Genomic DNA, 10,604 nt, shown 5'->3' with positions numbered 1-10,604 from the left:
TTATAGAGAAAGACATTTGGCGATTTTTGTCAATTGTTTGCGATCTGAAGCGAACTAATCAATTAAATCTCTTGCCAGATAAGGATTGAGTCGATTTATGCCCCCCTATCGAACCATACCAAGTCCCGAAGAGCCCAAAATTTGGCGAGTGGGACAGTAAACTTGTGTTGGGGGTGACAGCAATAACTTTTGTCTATCGAAAATGAGCGATACTTGCGGGAAACTGCACCGATGTCTTTAAAAATATTGGGTTTTGGCTCAAATTATTGAATCGAGCAGTTTTCTCCTAAGTATTAAAGCGCTCAACTCAACCGACAAGCTAGAGGGTATCGCATCTACATCAACAAACTATAATCTACATTAAAGAAATGTCCTAATAATTTCGCCTGTTCTTTGGTAATTGACCCTTTTCCTTCAATTAAACTAGAGGCAATTTTGTCAGAGCCAAGGATTCTGGCTATGTCTTTCTTATTAACGCTTTGCTGTTCCATCAAAAACAATAACATAGAATGAGGTGTGGTTGATTCCTGTAGATAAAAGCTTTTTTCAAAATTCCCAATTAAAAAAATTAGAAGCTCATAAAGTTCATCTTCTTCGGGAGTTCGCTGCTGACGGTGCATTAATTCTTCCACAATAGCCAAAGCTTTTTCATTTTCTGCCTCTGTTTTAATAACTTTAGGTAAATGGCGAGCTAGTAATTCTTTGTATTTTTCTGGATTAAAAGTAAGGGTCATCGGTGTCAAGGAGATACATTTCAGGATTCGGATGCTTCCTCGGCTAACGGTTTTAGGGACTGACGGTACTCTTGACCAAACTGCATTGCCTCTTCGTAAGCCGGATCATCAGCAAAAGTGCCGACAATTTTTTCCCACCAGGGAGTTTCGCTGACAGTAGGTAGCAAACGCTTAAGCAGTGCTACTTCAGCTTCTAAAGCTGCTAGTCTTATCTCTAGATCAGTGCTTAACATGGTTGATATATCCTCCCATTCTGCTCTTGCTCGAAGGTTAGCTCTAAAACAAAATTTGTTTCAACGCCAGAAGCCATACGATGAACTGATGAAACGTTTTCCATCGGTAATTCAGTTGCTTGTCATCGTCAGCTAATAAACTACTCCCGTCCGCTACTTTGTCCTTAGCTGCTATATTAACTGGTTAAACCGTGTTTTAGGGCAAAACGTACCAATTCCGTGCGACTATTAGTACCAGTCTTGCTAAATAAGCGACTGACGTATTTTTCTACGTTTCTGACGCTGGTTTCTAGACGACTGGCAATTTCTTTATTCATCAATCCCTCCGCTACTAAATCTAAAACGCTTTGTTCCCGGGGGGTAAGGTCAATTTTAATCGGGGGGGGAGTAGTAGTAAAAGTGTTCTGTTGTCCCACCTGCTGTTTTAATTCCCGGATATCTCGGGCAATTTCTTCTAATCTAGCGTTTTCGCTGGTGGCTTGCAAGGATTGACGACGGCGCTCGATTAAAGACTTGATTAATGCTTCTAATTCTTCGGGATCGAAAGGCTTGGATAAATAAGCATCACAACCGGCATTATAACCCTGAATGCGATCGCTCGTCATCCCCCTAGCAGTGAGAAAAACCACGGGAATTGTCTGAAAACGAGCATCTTCGCGCAATTTCTTCAGAAACTGATAGCCATCCACCTGCGGCATCATAATGTCGGAGATGACTAATTCCGGAATTTCTTGATTGAGTAAATCCCAGGCTTCGTTAGCATTACTAGCAGTTTTTACCTCGAAGTCATCCCCGTACTGTAGATATGCTTGCACAGATTCACGAACCCCCGGTTCGTCATCCACTAACAAAACTTTCGCAGGTGTGTCCATCAATTTCTCGCAGCGATCGAATATTGTCCGAATCCTATCTTATCAGCTATCAGGAGCCGGTCGTCAGGAGTCAGTAGTCAGGAGACAGGAGATAGGAGTCAGGAGATAGGAGTCAGGAGACAGGAGATTATTTTTATTTATTCTTCCCACACCCTACGCCCCACACCCTACACCCCACACCCTACACCCTACACCCCACTTCCCCACTTCCCCACTTCCCAGATCATCCTCAAGATAGTGACGGTGAGTTAAACTAGCAGATAGAACTAAAAAGTTACAAAAATCACACAATGATTTTACAATCCTTTCACCATTCTTAACAAATCCCGTGACCATTCTCTGCTGGCTCGATCGCATTAGTGCTTCTGATCGCCCCCTGGTGGGGGAAAAAGCTTTTATTGCCAGTGAATTACACCAGCGAGGATACCCAATTATCAGGGGATTTGCCATTTTTAACCGCATTTTTGCGGAATTTTTGGAAACTATCGACAATGCTGACTCGTTTCTGACTGATTTTCCGCAATCTTCCCTCTATTTAGACGTAGATAACGCAAAAGCTCTGCAATTAGTCGCCAAAGAAAGTCGGCGGGCCATTTTACAAGCGCAAATTCCTCCTCTCTGGTTAGAACAACTAGAGGCGGCCGTGGCACAATTATCCATGGATAGCCTAGTATGGCGCTTTTCCCTACCAGCTAATCTGGCTCGGCGAACGCTCGGTTTATTTTCCGCCCCAATCAGTGGAATTAAAGCAGATAATCTAGAAAATGCCCTAAAACAAGCTTGGGCGGAGTTATTCACCGCCAGAAGTCTATTTTATTGGCGAAAAATGGGAATTGGTTTAGAAAACATTCAATTATCTTTACTGGTACAACCGTTATTACCGGCCAATTGTGCGGGAAATGTGTTGATTAATGACGATAACTGGAAAATTCAGGCAGTTTGGGGGTTAGGACACAGTTTAGTTAATGGAGAAGTGGCACCGGATACCTACATTATCGATCGCTCCGGTCAATTACGCAGTCGGCAATTAGGCAATAAATCCCGCGCTTATTATCTCAATAGTGACAGTAATCTGCTCGCGCCACAATTATTAGCACCCAGTTTACAAGAAAGCTACTGTTTAGATAATTTCGCCCTCGATCGCCTTTGTCAACTGGTTCAATTTCTGCTGACGGAAAAACCGACGTTAACCAGCATAGAATGGCTGATGATGCTGGATGGTCAAATTTATATTCTTAACTGTCACAGTCAGGAAATCACCCCCACTACCTCCAATTATCCCTTAAGAGGATTAGGGGCATCCCCGGGGTTGGCATCGGGAGTGGCAAAAGTGATCAGCAATTTCGACTCCCCAGAGGCAAATTTTCAGGATTGCATTCTGGTTACTACTAATTTACCTCCGAAAAAACTGCCCCATTTACGCCAAATTCGGGCAATGATCACGGAACAGGGGGGATTAACTAGCCATGGAGCCATTTTAGCCCGGGAATTAGCCATTCCTGCCGTTGTCGGGGTGAAAAATGCCACAGAAATTATCCGCTCAGGCGAGATAATTTTAGTAGATGGTACGAGGGGAATTATTTCTCTAGCATCTCAGGAACAGATTTCCTTGCCCCCACCACCCCCCAGAGAAACCGACGGGACGGCAATTGCTACCCGTTTGATGGTTAATCTCAGTCAAACTGAAAGTATTGCCGGAATCCGAGAACTGCCTATTGATGGGATCGGTTTATTGCGCTCAGAATGGATGATTTTAGACTTACTTTCTCAGCGTAATCTAGAAGAATGGTTAACACCAGAGCATCAAGAAGCATTGATCGAGAGATTAAGTGATTTAATCGCACAATTTGCCCTTAGTATCCAACCTAAGCCTTTATTTTACCGTTCTTTTGATGCTCAACATTCGGCTCAAGACAGTCGGGGAACCCATGGTTATATATTAGATCCGACTCTATTCGATCTGGAATTGCAAGCTTTACGACGGGTACAAACCACCAGCGCCACCAATATTAATTTACTGCTTCCCTTTGTCCGCGGGGTTGAGGAATTTATTTTCTGCCGGCAACGGGTACAATCGGCTTTACTCACTCAATTCCCTTCTTTCCAATTGGGGATAATGGTGGAAGTACCGGGGGTAATCTTTCAATTAGCGGATTATGTGCAAGCGGGGGTACAGTTAATCGCTATTGGTACTAATGATTTAACTCAATTACTTTTAGGTAGCGATCGAGAACATTTCTCAGAATATTTTAACGCCCGTCATCCCGCAGTCAGGGCAGCTTTAAAACAAATTATCACTCAAGCAAAAGTTTTACAGATTCCCTGTTCCGTTTGTGGCATGGCTATCGTCCAGTATCCTGAACTTATCGATGATCTGATTGCTTGGGGTGTGACTTCTCTTTCGGTGGATACAGAAGCAGTTTTAGCCACTAGAGAGGCAATTGTTCGCGCCGAAAGAAGATTTTTATTGGAAAATAGCAGATAAGCTAAACGGCGCTTAACCTGCATGATCCAACAGCTATAACCCTTTTGGAGTCTATATCGGTGATCCGAAGTAAAAGCCGTTTAGCTTAACTTCCCCACTACCTCACTACCCCACTACCCCATCAACCCACTTCCCCACTACCCCACTACCCCACTTCCTAATTCATACTTTGTGCTTTTTGTCAAAAAAACTTTTTTTTTGCAATAAAACTACACAAAAAAAAGATCATCGTTGTGGGTGAAATTGACTGATTTACCTGTCTTAATGAGGATTACCTTCTAGGTGTGGCAAGGGTTTCAACCGTTGCTGCCCAAAAAAGCATAAAATACCCCACTATGAAATTCAGTAAAATCGCTGTAACCATTGTAACATCGTTGTTAAATAAAAATCTTTCTCAATTAATTCTTAAGAATTTGTAAATATTGCGAAATGTTAATTTAAATATTCTCAAGTTTTTGGAGTTCATAGATAATTTTTGCTTATCTTTGTCGAAAAATAGAACTTCTGCAAAAATCCAACATCTACCATTGGGTTAGGAGTCTCCGAGTCAGGAGTCAGGAGTCAGAAGTCAGGAGTCAGGAGATTATTTTATTTATTCTCCCCACACCCCACACCCTACACCCCACACCCCACACCCCACACCCTACACCCTACACCCTACACCCTACACCCCACACCCCACACCCTGTCCCCTAATGCCTAGAGAATTTCAATAATTCCTTGACTGCCATCGAGACGAATTAATTGACCATCTTTTAACAATTTCATGGCATTATGCACATCCATAACCGCGGGAATTCCGTATTCTCTGGCAATAATAGCACCATGGGATAATTGTCCCCCCACCTCGGCAATAATTCCCACAGCCTGGGATAATAAAGGCGACCATCCTGAGTCAGTATAGGGAATAACGAGAATAGTATTAGGGGCAATTTCTAGATTTTGTAAGCTGGGCATAATTTTGATTCGTCCCTCCACTGTCCCCCCACTAGCGGCAATTCCCTGTAAGCGTTTTTTGGCAGTTAAATTTGAAACTAAAAATTCTCTTTTCGGTGGTTGTCCATAAACGATGTAGGGAATATCGGTTAATTGAGAGTTTTCTTGGAATTGTTGGCGACGCTGACGGATAATCTGCTTAAGATTGGCGATTTTATTATTCTGACCCAACTGGGTAACTTCTGAGTAATTTAGATAAAATATATCTCCCGTCTCCGATAATATTTGCTGCTGTAACCAGAGGGTTTCTAAAGCGAGAAAATGCCAGCGTAGGTGAGCTAAAAGACGGGAGTAAATTTCAGTCACTTGGTTTTTGATATTTAATCTTTTTTGGACAGTATGGGAAGATTTAACTTTTTTATGGCTATTATTACCCGGACTATCTAAGGGGAGTTGTAGCAGCTCTTGGGGATTTTCTCGCCATCTCGGTATGGAAATATCAGTCCCCACTTCGCTTAAATAACCGTAGGTTTCTAACCAGAGGGAAAAAGCCGAGTCAAAATCTCGATCGAGCGTATTTTTTCTCAGTTCAGATAGCGATCGCATTGAGGCTATTTCTGGTGCTTGGGAGTTATCCAATCTCTCAAAAGGTACTTGCGAAATACTGCGACGCAAAGCGAAGCTAAGAGGGGCAAGAATACTATAATAGGTGGCTTTTTTTAAGACGGTTAAAATCTCCTCAATTTGCTCTAAAATCTCCCCTGAAGATAAAGCTTCTGGGGCAGTAGCGTTAATTTTTTTGAGCGTCGGGATAAAATAGTTTTTTTGATCTTGGCTAAAGTCTTTTTCTAACTGTAATTCCCGTCCTAAAAGTTTTAATAAACCAGGGGAATTAGCCAAAGTTGCCGTTAACGGTGGTTTGGTAAACTTTGCCCCTTTGGTCAGGAATTCTAAGCTTTCTGGAGGTAATCCCATGCGACGGAAAATTGTTCCTAACAAAGAAGCATTAAAATAGGCTCTTTGATAGTGTAAAGTCGCTGTTTCATTGAAGTCCAAATCGAGGGCTTTTTTGTCTAAAACTAACCGGAAAATATCTCCCCAAACTCCACAGGTTAAAGGACGATTAATTGACCAAGGCAAAGGACGAATCACACCGGGGATAACTTCAGCTGCGATTTTTCTTGTCCAAATTGGCTGTAAATTAGTGATAGGACGGCACTGTAATAACCATAATTTTCGTCCGTCATGAGTCCATTCTATATCTTGGGGAATGCCATGATCAAGGTTTTCTAATTGCCGACAAAGATTAGCTACCTGTTGAATAATAGCCGGGGGAATATCTCCCGCTCCGATAATGATATTTTCTTCTAAATTAACTCGATAACTTTCGGGGGTGATTCTTCCCGATACAACTCTGGTGGCATCTCCGGGTAAAGCTTCAATAACCACATCTAAACTGAGAGGATTAATCGGATCGCGACTGAAGGCAACTCCCGAAAAAACTCCTCGAATTTGTTCTTGAATTAACACAGCCATGGCCGTGTTTTCTTGACCTCGATCGAGTCGATAATTAACAGCATTAGGACTATTATAGGAGGTTTGGCAACTTAAAATCGCCGCCGCTAAATTTTCTTGATCAACAACGTTAAGAATTGTGGTATATTGTCCCGCAGATGAAGCGGTTTCACTATCTTCTCCAATAGCGGAAGAGCGCACGACTAAGGGATGATTAATATCAGGATTAAGAGATTCTATTAACGGTTGTGGATCATCCCCTGGGGGTAAAATCCAACCCCTAGGAATGGGATAACCGGCACGCTTAAGATCGGCTAAAGTGGCGGCTTTTTGTCCCACTTTTGAAGCTACCAGATTGTCATCAAGAGTTTGGATCGATCGATCTCCACGAAAAAAACGAAACATAGTTTTTGATTCATTGTTAACACTTGCTTCGGGTAAGTCTAAATCGTCGGCTATTTTTTGAAAAATTGCCCCTAATAAACAGGCTAAAGCAATGGCAGTTATAATATAACCTGAATCGTGGGGACGGCGCAAGGTGAGAATTAAAGCTAATAAAAATAATCCTACCAATCTACCCGTAGATTTTTCTCGAAAAATAGTAAAGCTAATCCCACTGATAATTGAGGTGAGAAAAACGGCGGCAAAATCGTGAACGATTAATCCCCAGAAAACATTAGTAGTTCCTGCACCTTTTCCTAACCAATAGCGCCCCACGACTAAGGCAATTAAAGCTAATAATTCCCAAGTGGAGCCGGTGGGAAAAAATAAACGGGTTAGGAAAATAACGATAATTCCCTTGGATGCTTCCGAAATTACCGCCAAAATTCCCACTAATTTACCCCCATGGTAAAAAGCGGCAGTTACACCGATATTACCAGTACCTAATTGTGATAATTTACGTCCAGTTACTAGATAATTTATCCAATCAATTAGAGGCAGTCCCCCGATGATGGGACAGACTAAAAAAATAAATAGGGATCCCCAAATTTCTATCATTTAAAATTCGTCTTAGTTTACGATCTTGTCTTAGTAACGACCTTGAGAACATGAACACGAAAGCGATAATATAAATTGAGCTTAATGGCTTAAAACCCAAGCAGATGGAGCAAATAAAGGCAATAATTGCGGATTTTAAGCGGCAAAATCAACCACTCAAACTGAATAAAAAAACGAAAAGAGTAAGGTGGACGATGCACACCCTACAGACTTAAGAAAATCTGATTGACAGTGAGATTTAATTCCGTGAAAGTCTGGGAAATTAGGTGATCGCTGTCTCGAAATTGCCGAATTTGATATTCTTCCTCAACTAAGCAACAAACAGAGATGGTCGGTTGTTTAGGAGTGCCGAGAAAATTACGTCCACCCAAGGCTGCATAATCGACAATCCAATATTCAGGAATACCCATTTCTTCATAATCAGCAAATTTTAAGTAGTAATCATCACGCCAGTTAGTCGATACCACTTCAATGATCAGAGGGATAGATGCACCATCCCTAAGGATTGATTCTTTTTTCCATAATTTTTCCTGAGCGAGCTTGGTTCGATTTAGCACTAATACATCGGGAAAATAACCAGAATTTTTACCAGCAGGTCTGACAATCGCTTGGTTAGGAATTAAATAAGGAAGACCCAGTCTATCAATTATTCCACTGAGTTTAACAGTTAAAAATCCTTTGATTTCCTCGTGTTCTCCTGCGGGTTGTGCCATTTCAATAATATTTCCCTTGTGTAGCTCATAACGCACTCCCGAATTTTCAGGCAGCCAAAGGACGAATTCCTCGAAATTAACAGTTTTAGGTAAAGTTTGGCTCATAGCTGGCAAAATAGCATTCTCTCTCTACTAACTTCCTTAGCTCTATTTTACCTTGAAGTAAGGTGGGCATTGCCCACCCTACAAACTCTCTACACAATCTGCGATCGCACTATTGCTGCCAAAAACGATGAGGACGAAACCAAAAATATAATTGGTAACGACGGCGAGGTTCATAAAAGGAGTCAGTTGCCAGTTAGTTTTTAGATCTCCATTTGGCAATATTACACCCTCATAAAATTCTTTACCACCGGAGCCGCCTAGTAAGTTTATGATCGGGTCTCCTTGATTAACGCTGAATGTTACAGCCCCTCCTGATGATGAAGACGATGTCGGCGGCTTAGATGTGTAGTTATAGCGCTTTTCACGTTACTGAGGTATCGACAAGTTTTGCCAACAAAGGGTTTAAGCCCCTTGCCCATGGCTCATTCTGATGAAAAATGCTATGATTGCTTTGAGCGCATAGAAGAGACGAGTGCTAATATTAGGAACAACAGCTTCGGAAATTTCCGATCCTCCTGGATAATAGATATAGCTATCGGAAATTTCCAATCCCTCTGGATAATTTGTCGGGGGAACGGCGAACGTAGTGATTTCCCTGGCAAGGGCTTCGGAAATTTCTGATTCTCCTGGATAAGAGATATAGCTATCGGAAATTTCCAATCCCTCTGGATAATAGGTATAGGTAAATGTGGTATATTTTGAGTTATCAGAAAATGCCGGGGGACGTAATTGAGGAATTTCTCCACCCACTACCGCAGCCCCAGAGCAATCTTCAAGGGGCATATATTGTTTAGCCATCGAAATCTCCTTGGTAATCGATAACGGAAAAAAGTGAGAGATTTAACTGGAATTACACTGATGGACAAAATTAACAAATCAACTCTGCTGTAACTCATACTACTCAGTCCTCTATGCTAAGATGATCCAAAAAACGCAAGTTTTTAAATTGATGGGCAAAAAAAATTTTGATTTTACTCAATAACCAAATAGTTATATATAGATGTTTATTTTTGACAGTAAAACCGATATTTTAATTAATTCTCAGGAATTAACCTTTAAAAGTGAATATTTTTGTGACTTTTCTCGCTATTTTCAGAATCGAGAATTTGTCAACGGAGATGCTTTACAACTCAGTGGTGATCATTTTGAAGGGTATCTTTCAAGGATCATCATCGATGAAGTGATGTTAGAATTATCGCAACGTAATTGTTTAATAAATGTTGTGGGAGTAGTCCATTCTAAAATGTGGGTTTTTGCGATTCCTATTCGGGTGAATTCCGTCTTCTTCCAAAATTTGTACTCAGTAGAAAATAACTATCTTGGGATTGTCCCCCCTAAATCAGAAATTTCCATTTTTCAACATCCCTTTTCCAATCGTTTTCAGCTTTACGTTCATGATAATTATCTGCAACAATTGTGCCAAAATTTAGAGCTACCAGAAGCGAAAAAGTTTTTAAATTCTTCCGCTTCTTCTGTTGTGATTTGCCCATCGGAAAAAATTCGTCATCTCCAACAATCTTGTCATCAACTTTATCGAATGCTATTTAATTTAGATCGTCAACAAATATCTGGGCAAAGAAAAGCATTAAGATTAAATTTTTTCAAGCAAAAATTAAAAGAAGAAATTGTCAAAGATTTTCTTTTGACTTTAGCAGTAACCAAAGATATTAAAACTCCTAAAAACACTATCAGACGCACCTCTATTCTCAAAAAAGCAGAAGAAATGATGAGAAAAAATCTGCGTTCTGATCTGACTATTCCAGCGATTTGTCAAGAATTAAAAGTAAGTCAACGCACCTTAGAATATATATTTAAAGACTTCTATCAAATGTCTCCTTACAATTATTTTAAATTGCTTCGTCTTAATGCTTTACATCAATCTCTTAACCAAAATAATCAGACAAAATTAATTTATGAAATTGCTGAAGAATTAGGTTTTTTTCACCGAGGATATCTGGCCTCTGATTATAAAAAACTGTTTGGTTACTTTCCCTCTGAAACCTAAAAAAATA

Annotated in this window: 9 protein-coding genes; 2 read left to right on the top strand and 7 right to left on the bottom strand. The window is 40.7% G+C overall.

What is annotated here, in order from left to right:
* Window positions 1-335: 335 nt before the first annotated feature.
* The 3 genes from O9332_RS17415 to O9332_RS17405 all read right to left on the bottom strand — a co-directional run bounded on the left by O9332_RS17415 (window position 336) and on the right by O9332_RS17405 (window position 1,839).
* A complete protein-coding gene (locus tag O9332_RS17415; RefSeq protein ID WP_002757842.1) occupies window positions 336-734 on the bottom strand; it encodes a helix-turn-helix domain-containing protein in 399 nt (132 codons plus the stop codon).
* Window positions 735-754: 20 nt separating this feature from the next.
* Window positions 755-967, bottom strand: a complete 213-nt coding sequence (locus O9332_RS17410) for a hypothetical protein (protein ID WP_193956921.1) — start codon at window positions 965-967, stop codon at window positions 755-757.
* 176 nt (window positions 968-1,143) lie between these two features.
* Window positions 1,144-1,839 carry a response regulator transcription factor gene (locus O9332_RS17405; RefSeq protein WP_002757839.1) on the bottom strand — a complete coding sequence of 232 codons (696 nt, stop codon included), beginning with the start codon at window positions 1,837-1,839 and terminating at the stop codon, window positions 1,144-1,146.
* A 328-nt stretch (window positions 1,840-2,167) separates the two neighbouring features.
* Between O9332_RS17405 and O9332_RS17400 the strand changes: the two genes are divergently transcribed.
* On the top strand, window positions 2,168-4,324 hold the full coding sequence (locus O9332_RS17400; protein WP_288026613.1) for a putative PEP-binding protein: 2,157 nt from the start codon (window positions 2,168-2,170) through the stop codon (window positions 4,322-4,324).
* 699 nt (window positions 4,325-5,023) lie between these two features.
* Here the strand turns inward: O9332_RS17400 and O9332_RS17395 are convergent.
* From O9332_RS17395 to O9332_RS17380, 4 genes are all read right to left on the bottom strand, one after another.
* Entirely contained in the window at window positions 5,024-7,774 is a 2,751-nt protein-coding gene (locus tag O9332_RS17395; protein WP_288026612.1) for a glycerol-3-phosphate acyltransferase, read from the bottom strand.
* Between the two features lie 203 nt (window positions 7,775-7,977).
* Window positions 7,978-8,592, bottom strand: a complete 615-nt coding sequence (locus tag O9332_RS17390) for a Uma2 family endonuclease (RefSeq protein ID WP_288026611.1) — start codon at window positions 8,590-8,592, stop codon at window positions 7,978-7,980.
* A 78-nt stretch (window positions 8,593-8,670) separates the two neighbouring features.
* Entirely contained in the window at window positions 8,671-8,811 is a 141-nt protein-coding gene (locus O9332_RS17385; RefSeq protein ID WP_190722516.1) for a hypothetical protein, read from the bottom strand.
* Window positions 8,812-8,994: 183 nt separating this feature from the next.
* Window positions 8,995-9,390: a hypothetical protein gene (locus O9332_RS17380; protein ID WP_288026610.1), complete on the bottom strand. Its 396-nt coding sequence runs from the start codon at window positions 9,388-9,390 to the stop codon at window positions 8,995-8,997.
* Between the two features lie 202 nt (window positions 9,391-9,592).
* Between O9332_RS17380 and O9332_RS17375 the strand changes: the two genes are divergently transcribed.
* Window positions 9,593-10,597, top strand: a complete 1,005-nt coding sequence (locus O9332_RS17375; protein ID WP_288026609.1) for a helix-turn-helix domain-containing protein — start codon at window positions 9,593-9,595, stop codon at window positions 10,595-10,597.
* Window positions 10,598-10,604 lie beyond the last annotated feature (7 nt).

The organism is Microcystis sp. LE19-10.1B, assembly GCF_027530565.1.
Taxonomy (GTDB): domain Bacteria; phylum Cyanobacteriota; class Cyanobacteriia; order Cyanobacteriales; family Microcystaceae; genus Microcystis; species Microcystis aeruginosa.
The sequence above is the reverse complement of the archived record's forward strand: the minus strand, read 5'-3'. Positions and strand labels throughout refer to the sequence as shown.

Coding starts and splice junctions, on each gene's coding strand:
- O9332_RS17415 (WP_002757842.1), bottom strand. CDS start 734: ATGACCCTTACTTTTAATCCAGAAAAATACAAAGAATTACTAGCTCGC.
- O9332_RS17410 (WP_193956921.1), bottom strand. CDS start 967: ATGTTAAGCACTGATCTAGAGATAAGACTAGCAGCTTTAGAAGCTGAA.
- O9332_RS17405 (WP_002757839.1), bottom strand. CDS start 1,839: ATGGACACACCTGCGAAAGTTTTGTTAGTGGATGACGAACCGGGGGTT.
- O9332_RS17395 (WP_288026612.1), bottom strand. CDS start 7,774: ATGATAGAAATTTGGGGATCCCTATTTATTTTTTTAGTCTGTCCCATC.
- O9332_RS17390 (WP_288026611.1), bottom strand. CDS start 8,592: ATGAGCCAAACTTTACCTAAAACTGTTAATTTCGAGGAATTCGTCCTT.
- O9332_RS17380 (WP_288026610.1), bottom strand. CDS start 9,390: ATGGCTAAACAATATATGCCCCTTGAAGATTGCTCTGGGGCTGCGGTA.
- O9332_RS17375 (WP_288026609.1), top strand. CDS start 9,593: ATGTTTATTTTTGACAGTAAAACCGATATTTTAATTAATTCTCAGGAA.